The organism is Serratia sp. CY56464 (assembly GCF_052168435.1).
GTDB lineage: Bacteria > Pseudomonadota > Gammaproteobacteria > Enterobacterales > Enterobacteriaceae > Serratia > Serratia marcescens.
The window spans coordinates 138,045-160,531 of record NZ_JBJNMV010000006.1; the positions used below are offsets into that span (position 1 = coordinate 138,045).

Genomic DNA, 22,487 nt, shown 5'->3' on the forward strand with positions numbered 1-22,487 from the left:
GGGGCGCAGCCTGGCTGCGCCCTCAGAGGAATTAAGGCGCCGGAATGGTAAACCGGGTGTGGATTTCTTCGAGCGCCTGCAGCACGTCCTCATCCAGAATCACGTCAAGGCTGTCGAGGTTGATTTTCAACTGATCCACCGAGGTGGCGCCCAACAGGGTGCTGGCGACGAACGGCTGCTGACGCACGAAGGCCAAGGCCATCTGCGAAGGATCCAGTCCGTGTTTTTTGGCCAGCGCCACGTATTCGGCGATCGCCAACTGGGTTTGCTGCCCTGAATAACGGTTGAAGCGGGTGAACAGCGTATTGCGCGCGCCGGCTGGTTTTGCGCCGTTGAGGTATTTACCGCTCAGGGTGCCGAACGCCAGGCTGGAATAGGCCAGCAGTTCCACCCCTTCGTGCTGGCTGATCTCGGCCAGGCCAATCTCAAAGCTGCGGTTCAGCAGGCTGTACGGGTTTTGAATAGACACGATACGCGGCAGCTCATGTTTCTCCGCCAGCTGCAGGTAGCGCATCACGCCCCAGGGCGTTTCATTGGAAACCCCGATATAGCGGATCTTGCCGGCGCGCACCTGCTCGGTCAGCGCCTCCAGCGTTTCCAACAGCGTGACCGTAGCTTTGTCGTCGGTGTATTGATAGTTGAGTTTGCCAAAGCAGTTGGTGGCGCGCTGCGGCCAGTGCAATTGATAAAGATCGAGATAATCGGTGTTCAGCCGTTTGAGGCTGGCGTCCAGCGCGGCGCGGATGTTCTTGCGATCGAGCGCCTGCTGCGGGCGGATGCTGCTGTCGGTGCCGCGCACCGGCCCCGAAACTTTGCTGGCCAGGACGATTTTTTCGCGATTGCCGCGCGCCTTGATCCAACTGCCGATATAGCTCTCGGTTAGGCCCTGGGTTTCCGGGCGGGGCGGCACCGGGTACAGTTCGGCGGTGTCTATCAGGTTCACGCCTGCGGCCAATGCATAGTCCAGTTGCGCATGGGCGTCGGCTTCGCTGTTCTGTTCGCCAAAGGTCATGGTGCCCAGTCCCAGCACGCTCACTTCTAAAGAACTGTGGGGAATACGGTGGTATTGCATTAACGGCCTTCCTTTCTTGTTAGCGCTGACGGGCCGCGCGGCCCGGTGAAACAGGAGCCCAATTCAGAAGACGGCGCAAAGTCCGTCGGGCGGCGATGTCGCCTTTCCTGACTATAACCAAGCGGTGAAGATGGGGGAAGCGGATTCAGTGCGCAGACGAATGAGGGCTACCGCGCTTGAATGGGCGATAGCCGGCGAGCGGTAATTAGCGTTCGATAACCTGGGAAACCTGATCGCCGTTGATCTGGCGGTGGTTGCCTTTCTCGTCTTTATAACTGATGAGTCCGGTGTCTGTGTCGATCTCCGGTTTTCCTTGCGTCAGGATCATGTTGCCGTCTTTAGTCGCCATGACGTAGTCGCTGGAACATCCCGCCAAACCGGCGGCCATAACCAGCGCAGACACTGCCATTACCCACTTTTTCATCCTGCGGATCCTCGATTATGCAGAAAACAATGTTCTTTCAAGATTAGCAAACTCTCGGCCGGGGGCGTCTCAGATAAGTCTTTATCTGATAAGAAAAAGTGAAATGAGGGGGCAATGAAACGGCGGAAGCCGCCGGTGGCGGCTTCCATATCGCGTTATTCCGGCGCGTGATTTTTTTTGCTGCGCATCAGATTGAGCGCTTCTACCGACATGGAGAAGAACATGGCGAAATAGATGTAGCCTTTCGGCACGTGCACCTGGAAGCTTTCCAGCATCAACGTGAAGCCCACCAGGATCAGGAACGCCAGCGCCAGCATTTTTACCGACGGATGGCGGTTAACGAACTCGCCGATCGGCCGGGCGGCGAACATCATCACGCCGACGGCGATCACCACCGCCGCCATCATGATGAACAGATGGTCGGAAAGGCCCACGGCGGTAATCACCGAATCCAGACTGAAGATGATATCCAACAGCATGATTTGCACGATCGCGCCGAAGAAGCTGTGCACCTTGGTGTGGTGCTCTTCTTCCGAACCTTCGATGGTTTCGTGGATCTCTTTGCTGGCTTTCCAGATCAGGAACAATCCCCCCAGCAGCAGGATTAAATCGCGGGCGGAAATGGCATGATCCAGCACGGTGAACAGCGGGTGCGTCAAGCGGATCACCCAGGCGATGGAGGCCAGCAGCGCCAGGCGCATCAGCATGGCGGCGGCCAGCCCGAGCCGGCGAGCTTTGTTCTGTTGCGCTTTGGGCAGCTTGGCTACCACCAGCGACAGAAAAATGATGTTATCAATACCCAGTACGATCTCAAGAATGGTTAGCGTACCTAACGCTAACCAGGCATTGGGATCCATAATCCATTCGAACATTGCCCGACACACCTTAATAAATGCAAAGCGTGAATTATACGCGTTTATCGCGGCGCTGACAGGGTTAGCTAAACCAGAGTTAAACGAAATCGCTTAGATTGAGAAATGTCTTGCCAGCAGCGCGCCGGTAAAGCCCTTTTTCAGATAGAAACCGCGCGGCAGCGTCATGATAGGTTGCCCCTGTTCGCCGATGGCTTCGGTGAGCGCCTTGTTGTTGGCCGCTTTGGGGCGCAGTTGCAGCACTTCGCCGTGGCGTGCGGTGATGCGTTCTACGTGACCGAGCACGATCAGATCCATCAGTTCTTCCCAATCGCGGCGCAACCTCTCTTCTTCTGCAAGGCTCGGGCTCCACAGCAGCGGCGAACCGACGCGGCGCTGGGCCAGCGGGATTTGCCGTTCGCCTTCTACCGGTATCCACAACACGCGCGCCAGCTTGTGGCGAACGTGGCTGCTGGCCCAGGTGACGCCGCTGTTGCCGGTGAGCGGGGCGACGCAGACGAAAGTGGTTTCCAGCGGTTTGCCGGCGGCGTCGACAGGAATGGTTTTCAGCTCAATGCCCAACTCGGGAAAATCCTGTTCCGGTTTGCTGCCGGCCATGGCGCCGAGATACAGCTCCAGCAGCATGCCCACCCAGCCTTTATCGCGTTTCAGATCCTTGGGGATCGGCAATTGCGCACGGGCGGCCAGTTCGCCAAAGCTGAAGCCGGCCAGCGCCTGAGCGCGCTCGAACAGCTGCCGTTCATTTTCCGGCGGGGGCGGCAAAGGGGATAAAAATGCCATAAATCAAGCCTGTCGAATTTGGTTGAAAAACGTACTGCAATTATACACGGCGAGCGATAACCGCTATCGCCTGGGGAAAAGAATAATAGTAGCATGATTTTACATGACTTTTTTTCTTTCTTTACGCGGGCGACAATGCACTCGCGGGGCTTGTTCACCTGAAGCCACCGACAATAAACAGGATCTTACACCTATTTATCCACAGATTTATGGGATAACCCAAATTTTTACCGATCACTGGTTCAATTTACAGCCTTGACTCAGGCGGGTTTTTACGAATTTGTCCGTTTTGTGCGTAACTTGCCCGGATAATCTGTGGATAAAAACGGCGTTGGTGGATCTTTCGCCAGGGTAAGATCCTTACCGTGCATAGATCACATTTTTGTCCTGTGCATCACTGCGAGATATTGGTTAACTATATGTTTTTAAGTTTAATATTTGTTTTTAGGTATGAGGGCGGATTTTAGGGGACGAGAGTTTTACCGGCTTATCCCTCGAGTTCTGCACACACCTATCCACAGAAAAAGTGAATAAAACCGGTCTGAAAGGCTGGGGTATGTTTATAACTTTGCCAATATCTGTGAGTTATCCCAATGTTATCCGGCCCGCAGCGCCGTAAAGCAGTGGTTTACCGCCTGTAGCTTGTGTGAAACAATCAGGACATCTATGCGAATTTAAGCTTATCGAGGTAGTCCGGTGATCGATGATGATGGCTACCGCCCGAATGTTGGTATCGTAATCTGTAATCGTCAGGGGCAGGTCTTATGGGCCCGCCGTTACGGTCAGCACTCCTGGCAGTTTCCCCAAGGTGGGATTAACCCTGGCGAAACTGCGGAGCAGGCGATGTACCGTGAGCTGTTCGAAGAAGTGGGGCTGAGTAAAAAGGATGTGCGCATCCTAGCTTCGACCCGCAACTGGTTGCGCTATAAATTGCCGAAACGTTTGGTGCGTTGGGACACAAAGCCGGTTTGTATCGGCCAAAAGCAAAAATGGTTTTTGTTGCAGCTACTGTGCAATGACGCTGATATCAATATGCAGCGCAGCAGCACGCCGGAGTTCGACGGTTGGCGCTGGGTGAGCTTCTGGTATCCGGTGCGCCAGGTGGTGTCGTTCAAACGCGACGTCTACCGCCGGGTGATGAAAGAATTCGCCGTGACCGTGATGCCGATGCAAGAGCAGGCGGCGCCGCGGCAGGCTCCCGCTTATCGCCGAAAGAGAGGTTAAGTTAAGCCGACTATGCTCACGCGCTTGCGAGAAATTGTAGAGAAGGTGGCCGCGGCGGCCAGTCTGACGGATGCGCTGGATCTGCTGGTCAATGAAACCTGTCTGGCGATGGACACCGAAGTGTGTTCCATCTACCTGGCGGACAACGATCGCCGCTGCTACTACCTGATGGCCACGCGCGGGCTGAAAAAGCCGCGTGGGCGCACTATCGCATTGGCGTTTGACGAGGGCGTCGTCGGGTTGGTCGGCCGCCGAGCCGAGCCTATCAACCTGGCCGATGCCCAAAGCCACCCCAGTTTCAAATACGTTCCGCAGGTGAAAGAGGATCGTTTCCGATCCTTCCTCGGGGTGCCGATCATTCATCGGCGCCAACTGCTGGGGGTGCTGGTGGTGCAGCAGCGCGAGCTGCGCCAGTTCGATGAAAGCGAAGAGTCTTTCATGGTCACTCTGGCCACGCAGATGGCCGGGATCTTGTCACAGTCGCAGCTCAACGCCATTTTCGGCCAGTATCGCCAAACGCGCGTGCGCGCACTGGCGGCCTCGCCCGGCGTGGCGGTGGCTGAAGGGTGGCAGGACAGTAGCCAGCCTTCGCTCGATCAGGTTTACCGCGCGTCGACGCTGGACACCGCCAGCGAGCGCGAGCGCCTGACGCTGGCGCTGGAAGAGGCCGGCGCGGAGTTTCGCCGCTTCAGCAAGCGTTTTGCCGCCAGCTCGCAAAAAGAGAGCGCGGCGATCTTCGATCTTTATTCTCACCTGTTAAACGACGCCCGCCTCAAGCGCGAACTGTTCGCCGAAATCGACAACGGCTCGGTGGCGGAGTGGGCGGTGAAACAGGTGATAGAAGCCTTTGCCGAACAGTTCGCCAAACTGCAGGACACCTACATGCGCGAGCGCGGCAGCGATCTGCGCGCGCTGGGCCAGCGCCTGCTGTTCCACCTCGATGACACCACCCAGGGCGCCACCCAGTGGCCGGCGCGTTTTGTGCTGGTGGCGGATGAGCTGACCGCGACATTGCTGGCCGAAGTGCCGCAGGATCGCCTGGTCGGCGTGGTGGTGCGCGACGGTGCCGCCAACTCGCATGCGGCGATTTTGGTGCGGGCGATGGGGGTGCCGACGGTGATGGGCGCCGACATCCAGCCTTCTCTGCTCAGCCAGCGGTTGCTGATCGTTGATGGGTATCGCGGTGAACTGTTGGTCGATCCTGAACCGGTGCTGGTGCAGGAATATCAACGGCTGATCAGCGAAGAGCTGGAGTTGAGCAAGCTGGCGGAAGACGACGTCGAGCAACCGGCGCAGTTGAAAAGCGGCGAGCGTATCCAGGTGATGCTGAACGCCGGCCTCAGCCCGGAACATGAACAACTGTTGGGCGGCCGAGTGGATGGCGTGGGGTTGTACCGCACCGAAATCCCGTTCATGTTGCAAAGCGGTTTCCCCTCCGAAGAAGAACAGGTCGCGCAGTATCAAGGCATGCTGCAGCTTTATCCGAGCAAGCCGGTTACGCTGCGCACCCTGGATATCGGCGCCGACAAGCAACTGCCCTATATGCCGATCAGCGAAGAGAACCCTTGCCTGGGGTGGCGCGGCATCCGCATCACTCTGGATCAGCCGGAGATCTTTTTGATTCAGGTACGCGCCATGCTGCGCGCCAATGCCGGCACCGGCAACCTGGGTATTTTGCTGCCGATGATCACCAGCCTTGAAGAGGTCGACGAAGCTAAACGCCTGATTGACCGAGCCGGGCGCGAGGTGGAAGAGGTGCTCGGCTACGCGATCCCGAAACCGAAAATCGGCGTGATGCTGGAAGTGCCATCGATGATTTTCCTGATCCCGCATTTGGCCGGGCGCGTTGATTTCATCTCGGTCGGCACCAACGACTTGACCCAGTACCTGCTGGCGGTGGATCGCAACAACACGCGGGTCGCCGCGCTGTATGACAGTTTGCATCCCGCGATGTTGCAGGTGCTGAACTTGATCGCCGAGCAGGGGAAAGCGGCCGGGCTGCAGCTTAGCCTCTGCGGTGAGTTGGCCGGCGATCCCATGGGCGCGCTGTTGCTGGTGGGCATGGGCTATCGCAATCTGAGCATGAATGGCCGCAGCGTGGCGCGCATCAAATACCTGCTGCGACATATTGACCTGGCCGACGCCGAAATGCTGGCTCACCGGGTGTTGAATACCCAGATGACCACCGAAGTGCGCCATCTGGTGGCGGCGTTTATGGAGCGGCGCGGCATGGGTGGGCTGATCCGCGGGGGCCGATAACCGCCGCGCGGTGTGATTTTTTTACAGAACTTTTCCCGCCCTGCCGGACCGGACTGCGCTAAGCCTATGTTATGATGCGCAACCTCAGCGCGGCGCATGCTCGTCGCCTTGCAGACCGCAGCGGCCAATGCCGCCGTTTGCAAGGCGCGGGATAATCTCCGTCGCCGCTTGGCACCTGCCGCCCCCGCATGGGGAAAAATAACAGACATGTTGTGGTGATAGATGAGCAATAGCTATCTGGCGTTTCCTAAATTTGATCCGGTCATTTTCTCCATTGGCCCGGTTTCTCTGCATTGGTACGGCCTGATGTACCTGGTCGGCTTCGTTTTTGCCATGTGGCTGGCGGTGCGTCGCGCCAACAAGCCGGGCAGCGGCTGGACCAAAGACGAAGTGGAAAACCTGCTCTACGCCGGCTTCCTGGGCGTATTCGTCGGCGGCCGCGTCGGCTATGTGCTGTTCTACAACCTGCCGCTGTTCCTGGATAACCCGCTCTATCTGTTCAAGGTCTGGGATGGCGGCATGTCGTTCCACGGCGGCTTGATGGGGGTGATTCTGGTGATGTTCTGGTTCGCTCGCCGCACCAAACGCACCTTCTTCCAGGTTTCCGATTTTATCGCGCCATTGATCCCATTCGGCCTAGGCGCCGGCCGCCTCGGCAACTTTATCAACGGCGAACTGTGGGGCCGCGTGACCACCGATACCCCTTGGGCGATGTTGTTCCCAAGTTCGCGCAGCGAAGACGTGGCCCTCGCCGCCGCCGATCCCTCTTTGTTGCCGTTGCTGAATCAGTACGGCGTACTGCCGCGCCACCCGTCGCAGCTGTATGAACTGCTGCTGGAAGGCGTGGTGCTGTTTATCATTCTGAACCTGTTTATTCGCAAGCCGCGGCCGATGGGCGCCGTATCAGGCCTGTTCCTGATCGGGTATGGCGCATTCCGCATCATCGTTGAAGCGTTCCGCCAGCCGGATGCCCAGCTCGGCCTGTTCGACGGCGTGATCAGCATGGGGCAGATCCTGTCCATCCCGATGGTGGTGGCCGGTATTATTATGATGATTTGGGCGTACCGTCGTCGCCCACAGCAACAACTGTCGTGAGGAACAAATGAAACAGTATCTGGATTTGATGAATAAGGTGCTCGCCGAGGGCACCCCTAAAGCCGACCGTACCGGCACTGGCACATTGTCGATTTTCGGCCACCAGATGCGTTTCAACTTGCAGGAAGGTTTCCCATTGGTGACCACCAAGAAATGTCATCTGCGTTCGATCATTCATGAGCTGTTATGGTTCCTGAACGGCGATACCAACATCGCCTACCTGCGTGACAACAAGGTCACCATTTGGGACGAGTGGGCCGATGAAAACGGCGATCTCGGCCCGGTGTACGGCAAACAGTGGCGCGCCTGGGGAGCAGCGGACGGCCGTCAGATCGATCAGCTGAGCAACGTGCTCCAACAGCTGAAGCAAGATCCGGATTCGCGTCGCATCATTGTTTCCGCCTGGAACGTCGGCGAGCTGGATCAGATGGCGTTGGCGCCGTGCCACGCGTTCTTCCAGTTCTACGTGGCGGACGGCAAGCTCTCTTGCCAGCTGTACCAGCGTTCCTGCGACGTTTTCCTCGGCCTGCCGTTCAACATCGCCAGCTACGCGCTGTTGGTGCACATGATGGCGCAGCAGTGCGATCTGGAAGTGGGCGACTTCGTCTGGACCGGCGGCGATACCCACCTGTACAGCAACCACATGGAACAGACTCAGCTGCAGCTGACGCGTGAACCGCGTCCGTTGCCGAAACTGGTGATCAAACGCAAACCGGCTTCACTGTTCGATTACCGTTTCGAAGACTTCGAGATCGAAGGTTACGATCCGCACCCGGCCATCAAGGCGCCGGTCGCGATCTGACCTTAACCGCATCACACCAGGGGCGCAGCGATTGCGCCCCTTTTTTTATCCGCATTGCGTACCGCACCGCATTTTTTTGTCGCCGTCTGCCATCGTAGAGAAAACATTGCGCAGCTTGCCGCAGCGCTTGCGCATGCGGCTTTACCGCGTTGTTACGGCCCTTACACTGGCGGCATGAACGACAATACTCTCTCGAACATCGATGATCGCCAACGGGGCATGACGCTGATTGAGCTAATGGCGGCGATCCTGATCGCCGCCATGCTCACCGGCTGGGGCGTCGGGCAATGGCGCTATCATCAGCAAGCGCTGCGGCTGGAACACACGGCCCAACAACTGCTGGCGTTTTTGCTGCGATTACAGGCGGACGCCAACTGGCGTAACCGCACGGCGCTGCTGTGGTTCAAGAATGGCACGCCCTGGTGCCTGGGCGGCGGTGTGCCACCGACGGATTGCATTTCCGCCGAAGGCTCCGTTTTCTTGCCGCCTTATCGCGACGTTGTGCTGAGTGGCTACTCCGGCAAAGAGATTGGGTTTTATGGTTTGCGCAATACTGCGCAGGCGGGGCACATCCTTCTCAGCAACGACGCAGGCAGCCTGCGGCTGGTGCTGTCCGCCCGTGGGCGGCTGCGTTTGTGCAGCGAAGGGCTCCGGATAAGGGGGATCGCGCCATGCTGACTGTCGAACGCGGTTTTACCTTGCCGGAGGTGATGTTGGCGCTGGTGTTCGGCAGCGTGATCGCGCTCGGCGCGGCGAAAACTTACCCGCTGTTACGCCAGCAGAACGTGGCCGTCGGTCAGCACTTTCGGCTGGAGTCAACGCTGCGACAGTTGGCGTTCGGCATTGAGAAAGATCTGCGCCGCGCCGGTTTTTGCGCCGGGCAATGCGCTGGCCGGCCGCTGCTGATAGGCCAGGCATCGGGGGAAACGGCTGGCAGCTGCGTTATCGTTGCCTACGACATTGCTCGCAGCGGGCAATGGCTCACTTCGGGTGAGGATGCAGGCTATTTCGGTTATCGACTACGTAATGGCGGCTTGGAAGGGCAGCGCGGCGTGAGCCAATGCGAGGGCGGTGGCTGGGAGCGGCTGCTCGATCATGACGAAGTGCGCATTGAGCGGTTTCATGTGGCGATAGAGCGGGGCGATCACGGCGCGGCATTGGCTCGCCTGACGCTGACGGGGCGCTCCGCCAGCGATACGCGTATCAGGCGCAGCCTGAGCGGGAGCGTCGAAATGGCGGCGCTGCCATGAAGCGGCGAACCCAGCGAGGTGGTAGCACCCTGGCGGCGGTGATGTTGCTGCTGGCGCTGGGGCTGATGTTGCTCAATGCTCAACAGCGGCAATTGGATAACGCGCTGTTACTGGCCGCCGATCAGCAGCGTTACCTTCAGGCTTACAATCAGGCCGCTTCGGCGCTGAGTTGGGGCATGAGCCAGCGTTGGCCGCGCGCCGAGCTGAGTGCAGCGGCCTGGCTATGCAGGCAGCGCGTGGAACTGACGGCTTGCGCTCGGCTGTCAGCCAGAGCGGGAGTGGTGACGGTTCGCGGCCTTGGTGAGATGCGCGGCGGTGAACCGGTATGGCTGTATCAATGGGGCACCTTTAACGGCGCGGAGGCTGCTGGCAAGTTGCAAGCACAGCCGGGCGGTCGGCTGGATTTTTGTCCCGAGAAAAGGTTGGCCGACTGTGAAGGCTAACGCTCGGGCAGCGTGGATATCCCGCAACGGCTTCAGTCTGCCGGAAGTGTTGGTGGCGGCCTTGCTGTTCTCGGTGTCGCTGCTTGGCTTGTTACAGTATCATCAGGTGCTGTTGCAGTCGTTCCAGCGCCAGTGGCACTACCGGCAAGCCTGGGGGCTGGCGCACCAGCAGTTGGAGGCGTTCGCCGTCATCGGCCGGCTCGAGGCTGAACCGCTGCCGGAAGGGTGGCGGCGCGAGACGGCACTTGACGATGCGGGGAGCGATTGTCGCCGATTGACGGTCAGGATCCAAACGCCGCAGCGGCAGTGGGCAACGCTGAGCCGCTGGTATTGCGCCCGTTTTTGAGCCGTATGTCTTTTGTTTTAAAGGAGTCTTCATGTTCACTGTTTATCATTCCAATCAGCTGGATTTGTTGAAAACGCTGACCAGCGCGCTGATAGCCAGAGATCCGTTGACCGATCCTTTTCAACAGGAGGTGGTGCTGGTGCAAAGCCCCGGCATGGCGCAATGGCTGCAGATGCAGCTGGCGGAACAGTTCGGTATCGCAGCCAATGTCGCGTTTCCGCTGCCGGCGACCTTCATTTGGGACATGTTCACCCGGGTGTTGCCGGATATTCCGAAAGAGAGCGCCTTCAGCAAGGATGCCATGACCTGGAAGCTGATGTGGTTGTTGCCGGAGATGCTGACTCAGCCGGCATTTGCGCCACTGCAGCACTATCTCACCGATGACGGCGACAAGCGCAAAATCCACCAATTAGCCGGCCGGGTTGCCGACCTGTTCGACCAGTATTTGGTTTATCGCCCGCAGTGGCTGGAGAGCTGGCAGCGCGGCGAGCGCATCGACGGTCTGCCCGAGGCTCAGCAGTGGCAGGCGCCGCTCTGGGCGCGGCTGGTGGAGTACACGCGCGAATTGGGGCAGCCGGAATGGCACCGCGCCAATCTGTACAGCCGCTTTATCCACGCGCTCGAGCAGGCAACAACGTGCCCGCCCGGTTTGCCGCCGCGGGTGTTTATCTGCGGCATCTCGGCGTTGCCGCCGGTCTATCTGGAAGCGTTGCAGGCGCTGGGGCGGCATATCGACATCCACCTGATGTTCACCAACCCTTGTCGCTACTATTGGGGCGACATTCAGGATTATGCTTTCCTGGCCCGCTTGCAGAGCCGCAAGCGTCGTCATTACCACCAGGCTCGCGAGCAAGGGCTGTTTCGCGAGCCGGCCGACGCGGCGCGCCTGTTTGACGCCGAAGGGCAGCAGCAACTCAGCAACCCGCTGCTGGCCTCTTGGGGCAAGCTGGGGCGCGATCACCTCTATTTGCTGTCGCAGATGGAAGGGGCGCAAGAGGTCGACGCCTTTGTCGATATCCCGGCGGATACCATGCTGCACGCCGTTCAGCGCGACATGCTGGAGTTGGAAGATCATGCGGTGATCGGTATTACCGCGGAAACGCTGGAAAGCAGCTTCAGCAAACGCCCGCTTGATGAGAACGACCGCTCCCTCAGCCTGCACGCCTGCCACAGCCCGCAGCGGGAAGTGGAGGTGCTGCACGATCAACTGCTGACCATGCTGGCGCAGGATCCCGCGTTGACGCCGCGCGATATCATCGTGATGGTGGCGGATATCGACAGCTACACGCCTTATATTCAGGCGGTGTTCGGCAATGCCCCCGCCGAGCGCTACCTGCCGTTCGCCATTTCTGACCGCAAAGCGCGGCAGGCGCATCCGGCGCTGCAGGCGTTCATTTCACTGCTCGATCTGCCGCAAAGCCGCTTTACCTCGGAACAGGTGCTGGCGCTGCTGGAGGTGCCTGCCCTGGCCGCCCGTTTCGCCATTGGCGAAGAGGGGCTGCGTCTGTTGCGCCACTGGGTCGGTGAATCCGGCGTGCGCTGGGGCCTGGACGACGATAACGTGCGCGAACTGGATCTGCCCGCCACCGGTCAGCATACCTGGCGCTTCGGTATTACGCGCATGCTGCTCGGCTACGCGATGGACAGCAATGCCGGCGATTGGCAGGGCATTTTACCTTACGACGAATCGAGCGGGTTGGTCGCCGAACTGGCGGGGCAGTTGGCAGACCTGCTGGCGCAGCTCAGCCACTGGCGGCAAATTTTGAGCGAAGCGCGCCCGCTCGAGGCGTGGCTACCGCTGTGCCGGCAACTGCTGGATGCCTTCTTCGAAGCGGAGAGCGACACCGAAGTGGTGCTGGCATTGATCGAGCAGCAGTGGCAGCAGGCCATCAATTTTGGCCTAGCGGCGCGCTATCCCGATGAGGTGCCGTTGACCATTCTGCGCGACGATCTGGCGGCGCGCCTCGATCAGGAGCGCATCAGCCAGCGCTTCCTTGCCGGGCAAATCAACTTCTGCACGCTGATGCCGATGCGCTCCATTCCGTTCAAGGTGGTGTGCCTGCTGGGCATGAACGACGGCGTGTATCCGCGCACGCTGCCGCCGCTGGGTTTCGATCTGATGGCGCAGCAGGTCAAACGCGGCGACCGCAGCCGGCGCGATGACGACCGCTATCTGTTCCTGGAAGCGATTTTGTCCGCGCAACAGCGGCTGTATATCAGTTTCATCGGCCGTTCCATCCAGGACAACAGCCCGCGCTACCCTTCGGTGCTGGTCACCGAGCTGCTGGAGTACCTGGAACAAAGCTATTGCCTGCCGGGAGATGAAGAGCTCAGCGCAGATGACAGTGCTCGGCGGGTTGGTGAGCATTTGCTTAAGTGGCACGCGCGCATGCCGTTCGCCGCCGAGAATTTCTTGTCGGGCTCGGAGGAGCAAAGTTATGCCGCCGAGTGGCTGCCTGCCGCCGATGGTCGCGGTGCGGCGCACCCGGCCTTCAACCAACCGCTGCCCGCCGAAGCGCTGCAGCAAATATCGTTGGATGAGCTGCTGCGGTTTTACCGCCATCCTATCCGCGCCTTCTTCCAGCTGCGGCTGGGCGTCAGTTTTATCCTGGAAGAGACTGAGCTGCCGGACGAAGAGCCCTTCACGCTGGATAACCTCAGCCGTTACCAGTTCAACAGCCAACTGCTGAATACCCTGATCGACGGCGACGATCCCGAACGGTTGTTTCAACGGGTGCGTGCCGCCGGCGGCTTGCCCTATGGCGCCTTCGGCGAGATCTATTGGCAAAAGCAGCAGGAAGAGATGAGCGAACTGGCCGAGCAGGTGCGTGCGGAACGCGCAGAGAGCCATAGCCTGGAGCTGGATATCGATATCGCCGGCGTACGTCTCAGCGGCTGGCTGCATCAGGTGCAGGATGACGGCCTGTTGCGCTGGCGGCCCGCCACGTTGTCGGCGGTGGACGGCATATTGCTGTGGCTGGAGCACCTGGTGTACTGCTGCGCCGGCGGCACCGGCGAGAGCCGCATCTACGGTCGCAAGAACTCCGCCTGGCGCTTTGCCGCGCTGGCGCCTGAAGAGGCGCAGGCGCAGCTGGCGGAACTGCTGGCGGGCTATCAGCGCGGTTTGTGTCAGCCGCTGCTGTTGCTGAACAAGAGCGGCTGGGCGTGGCTGAGTCAGTGCTATCAGCCGGAAACGCAGCAAATCGACTGGGAGGAAGAAGCGCAAATTAAGGCACGCGCCAAATTGCTGCAGGCTTGGCAGGGCGATCAGCGCATTCCCGGAGAAGGGGAAGATCCCTACGTGCAGCGAGTATTCCGCCAATTGGATAATGAATACTTAGCGCAAATACTGGCCGAAACAGAGCGTTATCTGCTGCCGGTGGCGCGACATAACCTGGGGTAACAATCCCCCGGTGGTGCTGTACGGCGGGAGGTGGTAAAAATAACGAAGGTTATATTCAACCATTGGGGTTATTCCCGGTCTTACATAACGTACAGGCATATACCCGCCGTGTTTCGGGCCGCCACATTGGCGAAGATCCCGGCGAGTACAGATTTGGTTATGTGGTTTTGATGCACGTCGCCAACGTCAGGGAGTGGGCGTAGCGACGTCAGAATAGGGGTTTATTTTGGATATGCGCAGACAGTTGGTCCGTATCACCGGGCTGGTACTATTGGCTATGTGTTGGGCACCGTTGAGTTGGGCCGCGCAAGGATGGCAACCGCTGACCGAGAAGATCAACAAGAGCGAACACGATCCGCGTCAGTATGAAGCGATCAAGTTGGCTAATGGCATGACGGTGTTGCTGGTGTCTGATGCCCAAGCGCCGAAATCGCTGGCGGCGCTGGCATTGCCGGTTGGATCGCTCGAAGATCCGAACAGCCAACTGGGATTGGCGCACTATCTGGAACATATGGTGCTGATGGGCTCCAAACGCTATCCAGAGCCGGAAAACCTGTCCGAATTCCTGAAAAAGCACGGCGGCAGCCACAACGCCAGCACGGCCTCTTATCGCACCGCCTTCTATCTGGAAGTGGAAAATGACGCGCTGGAGCCGGCGGTCGACCGCATGGCCGACGCTATTGCCGAGCCGCTGCTGGATCCGGGCAATGCCGATCGCGAGCGCAATGCGGTGAACGCCGAGTTGACGATGGCGCGTTCGCGCGACGGCATGCGCATGGCGCAGGTCGGCGCGGAAACCCTTAACCCGGCGCACCCGAGCGCGCGCTTCTCCGGCGGCAATCTCGATACGTTGAAAGACAAGCCGGACAGCAAGTTGCACGATGAACTGACCGGCTTCTATAAGCGCTACTATTCCGCCAATCTGATGATGGGCGTTTTGTACGGCAATCAGCCGCTGCCGCAGCTGGCTGACATTGCGGCGAAAACCTTTGGCCGCGTGCCGAATCATGACGCCAGCGTGCCGCCGATCACCGTGCCGGCCGTGACGCCGGAACAGCAGGGCATCATCATTCACTATGTGCCGGCGCAGCCGCGCAAGCAGCTGAAGGTCGAGTTCCGCATCGATAACAACAGCGCCGCGTTTCGCAGCAAAACCGATACCTACATCAGCTACCTGATCGGCAACCGCAGCAAAAACACCTTGTCTGACTGGTTGCAGAAGCAGGGGCTGGCGGACGCCATCAATGCCGGCGCCGATCCGATGGTGGATCGCAACGGCGGCGTCTTCGCTATCAGCGTCTCGCTGACCGACAAAGGCCTGGCCCAGCGCGACCAAGTCGTCGCCGCCATTTTCAACTACCTGAAAATGCTGCGCAGCGAAGGCATCAAGCAGAGCTACTTCGATGAAATCTCGCATGTTCTGAACCTGGACTTCCGTTATCCGTCGATCACGCGCGACATGGACTATATCGAATGGCTGGTGGACACCATGCTGCGCGTTCCGGTTGAGCATGCGCTGGACGCGCCTTATCTGGCCGACCGTTATGATCCTAAGGCGATCGCCGAACGCCTGGACGCCATGACGCCGCAAAACGCGCGCATCTGGTTCGTCAGCCCGGATGAACCGCACAATAAGACGGCCTATTTCGTCAACGCGCCTTACCAGGTCGACAAAATCACGCCGCAGCGCTTTACGCAGTGGCAGCAGTTGGAGAGCGGCATTTCCCTGTCGCTGCCGGCGCTCAACCCGTACATCCCGGATGACTTTACCCTGACCAAGCCATCGCACGAGTTCAAAAAACCGGAAAGGGTGGTGGATAAACCCGGCCTGCGCGTGCTGTACATGCCGAGTCGTTACTTCGCCGACGAGCCGAAGGCCGACGTCACCGTCGCTTTCCGCAACGCCAAAACCATGGATTCCGCGCGCAATCAGGTGCTGTTCTCGCTGACGGATTATCTGGCCGGCCTCGCGCTGGATCAGTTGAGCTATCAGGCGTCGGTCGGCGGGTTGAGCTTCTCGACCTCGCCGAACAACGGTCTGATGTTTAACGCCAACGGCTTCACCCAGCGTTTGCCGCAGTTGCTGACGGCGCTGATCGAGGGTTATTCCAGCTTCACGCCGACGGAAGATCAGTTGGCGCAAGCCAAATCCTGGTATCTGGAGCAGTTGGACGCCGCCGAGAAGGGCAAGGCGTTTGAGCTGGCCATTCAGCCGGTGCAGATGGTTTCCCGCGTGCCGTATTCCGAACGCAGCGAGCGCCGCGAGGTGCTGAAGACGTTAACGCTGAAAGACGTGCTGGCCTATCGCGACAGCCTGCTGGCCGAGGCCACGCCGGAGCTGCTGGTAGTGGGCAACATGAGCAAGCAGCAGGTCGACACGTTGGCGTCGACGTTAAAACATCGTCTGGGCTGTACCGGTAGCGAATGGTGGCACGGCGAAGACGTGGTGGTGGACAAGAATCATCTGGCCAACCTGCAACAGGTGGGCAGCAGTACTGACTCGGCGCTGGCGGCGGTTTATGTGCCGACCGGCTACGACGAAGTGACCGGCATGGCCTACAGTTCGCTGCTGGGGCAGATTATTCAGCCGTGGTTTTACAGCCAGCTGCGCACGCAGGAGCAATTGGGGTACGCGGTCTTCGCCTTCCCGATGTCGGTAGGGCGCCAGTGGGGCGTGGGCTTCCTGTTGCAGAGCAACAGCAAACAGCCGGCCTACCTGTACCAGCGCTATCAGGATTTCTACCCGAAAACCGAGAAACGCCTGCGCGACATGAGCGAGGCGGACTTTGAACAGTACAAACAGGCGCTGATCAATGAGCTGAAACAGCGGCCGCAAACCCTGAGCGAGGAGGCCAGCCGGTTCGCCAACGATTTCGATCGCGGCAACTTCGCCTTTGATACCCGTCAGAAGCTGATCGCGCAGGTGCAACAGCTGACGCCGGCCAAACTGGCGGATTATTTCCACCAGGCGGTGATCCAGCCACAGGGGCTGGCGGTGCTGTCGCAGGTCAGCGGCAGCGGGCAAGACAAGGCGGATTACGCGGCGCCTAAGGACTGGGTCACCTATCCGAACGCGTCGGCATTGCAGCAGATTTTGCCGCGTAAAGTGGCGACGCCATGACGGAAATTGCCCCGCAGAGGTTGGAGCCTCTGTCACTGCCGCTGTTCGGCGAACGCCTGATAGAAGCGTCGGCGGGCACCGGCAAAACTTTTACCATCGGCGCGCTGTACCTGCGTTTGCTGCTGGGGTTGGGCGGTGAAGCAGCGTTTCCCCGCCCGCTGACGGTCGAAGAAATCCTGGTGGTGACCTTTACCGAGGCCGCCACCGAGGAGCTGCGCGGGCGTATCCGCGACAATATTCACGGATTACGCATCGCCTGCGTGCGCGGTGTCAGCGCCAACCCGCTGTTTTCGGCGCTGATGGCTGAAATTGACGATTTGACCGACGCCGCCTCGCAGCTGCTGGCGGCGGAGCGGCAGATGGACGAAGCGGCGATCTACACCATTCACGGCTTTTGCCAACGAATGCTGACGCACAACGCCTTCGAGTCCGGCATGCTGTTTGAACAAACGCTGGTGCAGGACGAGCTGCCGCTGCGGCGGCAAGCCTGCGCCGATTTCTGGCGTCGCCACTGCTATCCGTTGCCGCTGGGCGTGGCGCGTGCGGTCAGCCAGGAGTGGAGCGGCCCGGAAGCGTTGCTGGCCGATCTCTCCGGTTATCTGCACGGTGAAGCGCCGGCGCTGCGTCGGCCGCCGAAGGATGAAGAAACCGTCCTGATGCGCCACGAGCAGATCGTCGCGCGCATCGACGCCATCAAGGCGCAATGGCGGGCGGAGGCGGGCGATCTGGAAGCGTTGATCGCTCAGTCCGGCGTCGATAAGCGCAGCTACAGCAGTAAACACCTGCCGAACTGGCTGAACAAGGTCGGCGAATGGAGCGGGCAGGAGACTCAGGACTACCAGTTGCCGAAGGAACTGGATAAATTTCGCCAGTCGGTGCTGCTGGAGAAGACCAAGAAAGGTGAGCCGCCGCGGCATACGCTGTTCACGGCGATAGATGAGTTGTTCGCTGAACCCTTGACGCTGCGCGACCTGATCATGGCGCGTGCGCTCAGCGAGATCCGCACCTCCATTCAGCAGGAAAAGCGCCAGCGCGCCGAACTGGGATTTGATGACCTGCTCAGCCGGCTGGACGGCGCCCTGCAAAGCGGCGGCGGCGAACAGCTGGCGCAGGCGATCCGCCAGCGATACCCGGTGGCGATGATCGATGAATTCCAGGATACCGATCCGCAGCAATACCGTATTTTCCAAAAACTTTACGTCGGCCGGCCTGATTGCGGCCTGCTGTTGATCGGCGATCCCAAGCAGGCGATTTACGCCTTTCGCGGCGCCGACATCTTTACCTACATGCGCGCGCGTTCAGAGGTGAGCGCCCACTATACGCTGGAGACCAACTGGCGCTCGTCGCCGTCGATGGTCGCCAGCGTCAATCACCTGTTTTCTCAGGTAGAAAAGCCTTTCCTGTTCGGCCAAATCCCCTTTATTGAAGTTAACGCGGCGGAAAAGAACCAAGGGCTGGCGTTTGAATTGCACGGCAAGCCGCAGCCAGCGATGCAGTTCTGGCTGCAGCAGGGAGAAGGCGCGGGTGTAAGTGATTACCAACAGCTGATGGCGCGCCTGTGCGCCACGCAAATTCGCGACTGGCTCAGCGCCGGGCAGCAGGGCCAGGCGCGGCTGCAGAGCGGCAAGGAGTCACGGCCGGTACAAGCCTCCGATATCACGGTGCTGGTGCGCAGCCGCAATGAGGCGGCGTTGGTGCGCGATGCGCTGAGCGCGCTGTCTATTCCGTCGGTCTACCTGTCCAACCGCGACAGCGTGTTTGACACCCCGGAGGCCAAAGACATGCTGTGGTTACTGCAGGCGGTGTTGGCGCCGGAGCAGGAGCGCACGCTGCGCAGCGCCATGGCCACCGGGTTGATGGGGTTGGACGCGCCGACGCTGGACGGCCTGAGCCGCGATGAGCGCGCCTGGGACGCGCTGGTTAACGAGTTCGACAATTACCGCACGCTCTGGCTGCGCCGCGGCGTGTTGCCGATGCTGAGCGAGGTGATGAAAGCGCGCCAGCTGGCGGAGAACCTGTTGGCCAGCGCCGGCGGCGAGCGTCGCTTGACCGACGTGCTGCATCTGGGGGAACTGTTGCAAGAGGCGGCGGTGCAGCTCGACAGCGAGCATGCGCTGGTGCGCTGGCTGGCGCAGCAGATCGCCCAGCCCAATCGTCAGTCCGATAATCAGCAGCTGCGGCTGGAGAGCGACCGGCATCTGGTGCAGGTGATCACGATCCACAAATCCAAGGGGCTGGAGTTCGATCTGGTGTGGTTGCCATTCATCGGCAACTTCCGCCAGCAGCAACAGGCGCTGTATCACGATCGCCACAGTTTCCAGGCGTTGCTGGATCTCGACGCCAATGAAGAGAGCCAGGCCTGGGCGGAGGAGGAGCGGTTGGCGGAAGATCTGCGTCTGCTGTACGTGGCGCTGACCCGCTCGGTGTACCACTGCAGCATCGGCATCGCGCCGTTGTTCCAGGGCACGCGCAAGAAACAGGGCGATACCGATCTGCACCGCAGTGCATTGGGTTATCTGGTGCAGGGCGGGCAGGCCGGCGACGCCGTGTATCTGCAGGAACGTCTGCAGCAATTGGCGGGCGGGGGTATCGCACTGTCGCTGGTTGAACCGCCGGACGAAGAACCCTGGCAACCCCAGGCGGCACTGGCCGAAGCGCTGGCGGCGAAAAGCTTTACCCGGCGGATCCAGGATTTTTGGCGGGTGACCAGCTATACCGGTTTGCAACAGCACGGCGCGAGCCTGATGCAGGATCTGCTGCCGCGTCTGGATGTCGACGCGGCGGGCGAGCGGAGTGAGGAGAGTGAGCCAGCGCTCACACCGCATACCTTCCCGCGCGGCGCGGCGCCCGGCACCTTCTTGCACAGCCTGTTCGAAACGCTGGACTTCACCCAGCCGTTGGATGAACAGTGGCTGCTGGCACAGCTGCAACAGCAAGGATTTGCCGAACACTGGCAGCCGATTTTGCTGGCGTGGATGCAGGTATTGCTCAACACGCCGCTCGCCGACAGCGGCGTGACGCTGGCGGCGCTAACGCCGCAGCACAAGCAGGCCGAGCTGCAGTTCTATTTGCCGATCAACCGGCTGTTGCAGGCGAAGGAGCTCGATGCCCTGGTGAAGCGTTACGATCCGCTTTCCGCCCGCTGTCCGGCGCTGGATTTCCATCAGGTGCAAGGCATGCTGAAAGGCTTTATCGACCTGGTGTTCTGTTGGCAGGGCAAATACTACCTGCTGGACTACAAGTCCAACTGGTTGGGGGAAGACAGCAGCGCCTATACCCGGCCGGCGATGGAGCAGGCGATGGCGGAGCATCGTTACGATCTGCAATATCAGCTGTATACGCTGGCGCTGCACCGTTATCTGCGTCATCGGCTGCCGGATTACGATTACCGGCGTCATTTCGGCGGGGTGATTTATCTGTTCCTGCGCGGCGTGGATGCGGCGCACCCGGGCAACGGCATTTTCACCTGTCTTCCCGAGTTTGAGCTGGTGGCGGGGATGGATCGTTTGTTCAGCGGCGAGGCTGCTGCGACGGAGGATGGATCATGATCGCACTGCTGGAGCAGGCGGTGGCGCTTGGCGTGTTGCGCCCGCTGGACGTGCAGTTCGCCCGCGTGGTGGCGAACGAAGACGAGCCCGATATTTTGCTGGCCGCCGCCTGCCTGAGCGCAGAGGCGGGGGCCGGTCACGTCTGCCTGATGCTGGAGCAGCTGCAGGCGGATACGCTGTTTGAAGGGCGCCAACCGGCGCTGGCGCTGGCGGTGTGGGAGGCGGCCGGGCGGCCGGATGGCGTGCGTTGGCAGCAGCGCCTGGCGGCCAGCGCGGCGGTCGGGGACGGCAGCGAGGCTACACCGCTGGTGCTGCGCGGGCCGCGCTTGTATCTGCAGCGCATGTGGCAAAACGAAGGTGAAGTGGCGGCGTTTATCGGCGGCGAAGGCGACTCGCTGGCGGTGCCGGAGGCTGAACTGCGCACTATTCTTGACCGTTTGTTCGGCTCGGCGAGCGATGAACCCGATTGGCAGAAGATCGCCGCCGCGGTGGCCGCCACGCGGCGCATTGCGGTCATTTCCGGCGGGCCGGGCACCGGTAAAACCACCACCGTCGCCAAGCTGTTGGCGGCGCTGGTGCAGTTGGATGAAAGCGCGCGCTTGCGCATTCAGCTGGCGGCGCCGACTGGGAAGGCGGCGGCGCGCCTGACGGAGTCGCTTGGCAGCGCCAGCCGTCAGCTGGCGTTGACCCCGGCGCAGCAGGCGCTGTTCCCGACGGAGGCGGCGACGTTGCACCGCCTGTTGGGGGCGCAACCGAACAGTCAGCGCATGCGCTATCACCGCGGCAACCGGCTGCATTTGGATGTGCTGGTGGTGGATGAGGCCTCGATGGTCGATCTGCCGATGATGGCGCGCCTGATTGCTGCGTTGCCCGATCGGGCCCGGGTGATTTTCCTTGGCGACCGCGATCAGCTGGCCTCGGTGGAGGCCGGCGCGGTGCTGGGGGATATTTGCCGTTTTGCCGAGCAGGGATACAGCGATGCGCGCGCTGCAGAGCTGAGCCGCCTGACCGGCTGTTCGATCGAAGGACAGCTGGCCGTTGCGGAAGCGGCGGTGCGCGACAGCCTGTGCCTGCTGCGCAAGAGCTATCGCTTCGACGCCCGTTCCGGCATCGGTCAACTGGCGTTGGCGGTCAACGCCGGAGCGGGGGATCGCGCGCTGGCGGCACTAAACGGCAGTTTCGGCGATGTCATGGGTTATGCGTTGGCGACGAGCGAAGAGTATCAGACGCTGTTGGATGCCTGCGTGGCGGGCTATCGCGACTATTTGCGGCTGACCGCCGAAGGCGCAGACGCGGCGGCGGTGCTGGCGGCCTTTGGCCGCTTCCAGGTGCTGTGCGCGCTGCGTGAAGGGCCGTTTGGCGTCGCCGGCCTGAACGAGCGCATTGAGATCGGGTTGCAGCGCGCCGGTCTGATCGACCGTAAACCGGGCGTGCTCGGCCGTTGGTATCGGGGGCGGCCGGTGATGATCGGCCGCAACGACAGCGCGCTGGGGCTATTCAATGGGGATATCGGCATTACGCTGCCGGATGAGCGCGGCGAGCTGCGCGTGCATTTCCAATTGCCGGATGGAAGCATCAAGTCGGTGCAGCCGAGCCGTTTGCCGGCGCATGAAACCGCCTATGCCATGACGGTGCACAAATCTCAGGGATCGGAATTTGACCATACGGTTCTGGTGTTGCCGAATCACTTCCTGCCGGTGCTGACGCGTGAATTGGTCTATACCGCGATCACTCGCGCGCGTAAGCAGCTCTCGCTGTATGCCACGGAGGCGGTGTTGCTGCGGGCCATTCGCACGCCGACCCAGCGCCGCAGCGGATTGGCTGAACGATTACAGGCAACGGAATAAA

At 60.5% G+C, this 22,487-nt stretch carries 16 protein-coding genes; 12 read left to right on the forward strand and 4 right to left on the reverse strand.

Translation table 11 applies throughout. The features are described from left to right. Window positions 1-31 precede the first annotated feature (31 nt). The 4 genes from ACJ8KE_RS21315 to mutH form a co-directional block, all read right to left on the reverse strand. The gene (locus ACJ8KE_RS21315; protein WP_016929924.1) at window positions 32-1,072 is read right to left on the reverse strand and encodes an NADP(H)-dependent aldo-keto reductase; all 1,041 of its coding nucleotides are present in this window, start codon (window positions 1,070-1,072) and stop codon (window positions 32-34) included. 205 nt (window positions 1,073-1,277) lie between these two features. Continuing rightward, window positions 1,278-1,496, reverse strand: a complete 219-nt coding sequence (locus ACJ8KE_RS21320; RefSeq protein WP_016929923.1) for a YgdI/YgdR family lipoprotein — start codon at window positions 1,494-1,496, stop codon at window positions 1,278-1,280. Between the two features lie 155 nt (window positions 1,497-1,651). Beyond that, the gene (locus ACJ8KE_RS21325) at window positions 1,652-2,368 is read right to left on the reverse strand and encodes a TerC family protein (protein ID WP_016929922.1); all 717 of its coding nucleotides are present in this window, start codon (window positions 2,366-2,368) and stop codon (window positions 1,652-1,654) included. A gap of 93 nt (window positions 2,369-2,461) precedes the next feature. Further along, window positions 2,462-3,148, reverse strand: a complete 687-nt coding sequence (gene mutH / locus ACJ8KE_RS21330; RefSeq protein ID WP_033632226.1) for a DNA mismatch repair endonuclease MutH — start codon at window positions 3,146-3,148, stop codon at window positions 2,462-2,464. 696 nt (window positions 3,149-3,844) lie between these two features. On the opposite strand from mutH, the gene rppH reads away from it, so the two are divergent. The 12 genes from rppH to recD all read left to right on the forward strand — a co-directional run bounded on the left by rppH (window position 3,845) and on the right by recD (window position 22,486). Continuing rightward, on the forward strand, window positions 3,845-4,372 hold the full coding sequence (gene rppH, locus ACJ8KE_RS21335) for an RNA pyrophosphohydrolase (protein ID WP_004931849.1): 528 nt from the start codon (window positions 3,845-3,847) through the stop codon (window positions 4,370-4,372). A 12-nt stretch (window positions 4,373-4,384) separates the two neighbouring features. Continuing rightward, window positions 4,385-6,631 (forward strand): phosphoenolpyruvate--protein phosphotransferase, encoded by a 2,247-nt coding sequence (gene ptsP, locus ACJ8KE_RS21340; protein ID WP_016929920.1) that lies wholly within the window; start codon window positions 4,385-4,387, stop codon window positions 6,629-6,631. A gap of 222 nt (window positions 6,632-6,853) precedes the next feature. Beyond that, the gene (gene lgt, locus ACJ8KE_RS21345) at window positions 6,854-7,726 is read left to right on the forward strand and encodes a prolipoprotein diacylglyceryl transferase (RefSeq protein ID WP_016929919.1); all 873 of its coding nucleotides are present in this window, start codon (window positions 6,854-6,856) and stop codon (window positions 7,724-7,726) included. 7 nt (window positions 7,727-7,733) lie between these two features. Then, on the forward strand, window positions 7,734-8,528 hold the full coding sequence (thyA, locus tag ACJ8KE_RS21350) for a thymidylate synthase (RefSeq protein ID WP_016929918.1): 795 nt from the start codon (window positions 7,734-7,736) through the stop codon (window positions 8,526-8,528). Between the two features lie 174 nt (window positions 8,529-8,702). Next, window positions 8,703-9,206, forward strand: a complete 504-nt coding sequence (locus ACJ8KE_RS21355) for a prepilin peptidase-dependent protein (RefSeq protein ID WP_016929917.1) — start codon at window positions 8,703-8,705, stop codon at window positions 9,204-9,206. Beyond that, the gene (locus ACJ8KE_RS21360) at window positions 9,200-9,778 is read left to right on the forward strand and encodes a prepilin peptidase-dependent protein (protein WP_016929916.1); all 579 of its coding nucleotides are present in this window, start codon (window positions 9,200-9,202) and stop codon (window positions 9,776-9,778) included. Before ACJ8KE_RS21355 ends, ACJ8KE_RS21360 begins: the two co-directional genes overlap by 7 nt. Continuing rightward, on the forward strand, window positions 9,775-10,221 hold the full coding sequence (locus ACJ8KE_RS21365) for a YgdB family protein (RefSeq protein ID WP_028127672.1): 447 nt from the start codon (window positions 9,775-9,777) through the stop codon (window positions 10,219-10,221). The genes ACJ8KE_RS21360 and ACJ8KE_RS21365 overlap by 4 nt, the downstream gene beginning before the upstream one ends. Beyond that, window positions 10,211-10,567 carry a prepilin-type N-terminal cleavage/methylation domain-containing protein gene (locus ACJ8KE_RS21370; RefSeq protein ID WP_049300394.1) on the forward strand — a complete coding sequence of 119 codons (357 nt, stop codon included), beginning with the start codon at window positions 10,211-10,213 and terminating at the stop codon, window positions 10,565-10,567. Before ACJ8KE_RS21365 ends, ACJ8KE_RS21370 begins: the two co-directional genes overlap by 11 nt. A gap of 31 nt (window positions 10,568-10,598) precedes the next feature. Continuing rightward, a complete protein-coding gene (gene recC / locus ACJ8KE_RS21375; protein WP_117287467.1) occupies window positions 10,599-13,970 on the forward strand; it encodes an exodeoxyribonuclease V subunit gamma in 3,372 nt (1,123 codons plus the stop codon). A 232-nt stretch (window positions 13,971-14,202) separates the two neighbouring features. Beyond that, window positions 14,203-17,091, forward strand: a complete 2,889-nt coding sequence (ptrA, locus tag ACJ8KE_RS21380; RefSeq protein WP_060445384.1) for a pitrilysin — start codon at window positions 14,203-14,205, stop codon at window positions 17,089-17,091. Then, on the forward strand, window positions 17,088-20,639 hold the full coding sequence (recB, locus tag ACJ8KE_RS21385) for an exodeoxyribonuclease V subunit beta (RefSeq protein ID WP_421086112.1): 3,552 nt from the start codon (window positions 17,088-17,090) through the stop codon (window positions 20,637-20,639). Before ptrA ends, recB begins: the two co-directional genes overlap by 4 nt. Beyond that, entirely contained in the window at window positions 20,636-22,486 is a 1,851-nt protein-coding gene (gene recD / locus ACJ8KE_RS21390) for an exodeoxyribonuclease V subunit alpha (protein ID WP_079452392.1), read from the forward strand. The genes recB and recD overlap by 4 nt, the downstream gene beginning before the upstream one ends. Window position 22,487: the final 1 nt, after the last annotated feature.